The sequence below is a fragment of the Phormidesmis priestleyi ULC007 genome (genome assembly GCF_001895925.1).
Lineage (GTDB): Bacteria > Cyanobacteriota > Cyanobacteriia > Leptolyngbyales > Leptolyngbyaceae > Phormidesmis_A > Phormidesmis_A priestleyi_A.
Genome location: NZ_MPPI01000100.1, coordinates 1 through 1593, shown reverse-complemented (window position 1 = coordinate 1593; position 1593 = coordinate 1). Strand labels below are relative to the sequence as shown.

The 1593-nt window shown below is 50.5% G+C and carries 1 protein-coding gene; it reads right to left on the bottom strand.

From position 1 onward, the window contains the following. Positions 1–50 precede the first annotated feature (50 nt). A complete protein-coding gene (locus BRW63_RS26960; RefSeq protein ID WP_073075375.1) occupies positions 51–1475 on the bottom strand; it encodes an IS701 family transposase in 1425 nt (474 codons plus the stop codon). Positions 1476–1593 lie beyond the last annotated feature (118 nt).

Sequence of the window (1593 nt, the reverse complement as noted above, 5' to 3'; positions counted from 1 at the left end):
CTTGAGTGTTGTGATGTCATGAGAGAAAAATAAGACCCGCGACTCGCGGACTACGGATGCGAGAACTGTTTTTGTTGCTTGGCAAACAAGTTAGTAAACACTTGCGCGGCTGCCTGTCCTTGCAGAAGTTGGTCATGAGCAAACAAGATCAATTGTTCAATCAAGGCTTGCCCTTGTTGTCGCACAACTTCCCCAATGGTTTGGATGGGATGAGTCGGACGCTTGCCTCTAGGCGGCTTCGATGATGACGGTAAACAAGCAAGATGCAACAACGAGTATGCCACGAACACTAAACACCAATGGGATTGCATAGCTGACATAGCGCGTACGCGATACTGGTCGAGTCCGAGCAGTTGTTTTCCGTCCCGATAGAAGGTTTCAATCGTCCATCTTTGCAAGTACATGGACAAGGTTTGCTTGGCACTCCAGTCGGTGCGATTGGTCACGAGAACGGCATAAGACCCGCTCAAGTCGGCAGCTTCAAAGCAAATCACTAAGCGCACTTTGCCAATGCCAGAGAGACGAGTACACCCACTAAAGCACCCATAACTGCGGTCGTCAATGTCTACTTGTCGATAGGCAGAAGCTGGAATCAACGGCACTAACTCCTCGACTTTGATCACCCCATTGGCAGGCAGCGAAATGGGGTGTCCTTGTGCATCCCGCAACCCAAACCCGTACATCGATAAATTCCGGTTGCGTTTGAGTAAGCTGACCCAGTTCTTTTTGCGTTCTGCGAGTTGGTTGACAAATTCCGTCGTCAGATACCAACTATCCATCAATACAGTAGTAAACGGCAGACCTTGCTCAGTGGCGTGCTTCAGTAACTCATCAGCGATAGTCAGCTTCGTCCGAAACTGCTCATGTAATTGGGCAAATTCCGGGTCTTCTAACAAGGTGGCATCGAGCGCCTTGTGTAGCTTCTGACGGGCTTGAGTCGTCTTCGGAATCGCTTGGTCGGGGAAGGGCTTGGCAACAAACTGCTCCCACTGCGTCAAGTCTTCATAGCGACGATAGACCTTACAATCCACTGGAAACCGCACCGCACCACTACGATAGTGACTTGTCACCAGGTTGTGCGCCAACGGATAGCTGCTATCACTGTGATTGTAGTGTCGGTCAATATACTCAAACAAACCTCCCACATGCTCACACCATGTATCATCGACCAATAAGCACGACTGCTCTGCCTTTAACCGCACGTTCACCGTTTGCGCCAGCATGTACTGAATGCGATGGGCATTCATCGCGTCGCTCTTCCACGGCGACTCACTCAAAAATCGTGACAGATTTGTCTTGTCCGCGCTCTCCAGCGTACAGCGACTGATGTTACTCAAGCTCTTGTTCTCCAGCACGATTAGTCCCGTCAAGTAGGTCTGGAAGTTCTCATAGGCGCGTTCATCGCTGAACAAGTTCCGAAACGCTTCAGCCTGCTGCTCAACAATGGGAGCAGGGGCGACTATCGGCAGTTGCATGATCCTTGAACCTCCCTGACGAGCCTGAATTCATCTGCACTTTCCCGCATTCCTCACTCCTGTTCATCCCGCCATAGAAGGACTTCGATTTTTCTCCCTCGACATCACAACACTCAAG

Excerpts from the sequence above, each read along its gene's own strand:
- BRW63_RS26960 (WP_073075375.1), bottom strand. The coding sequence starts at position 1,475 with ATGCAACTGCCGATAGTCGCCCCTGCTCCCATTGTTGAGCAGCAGGCT.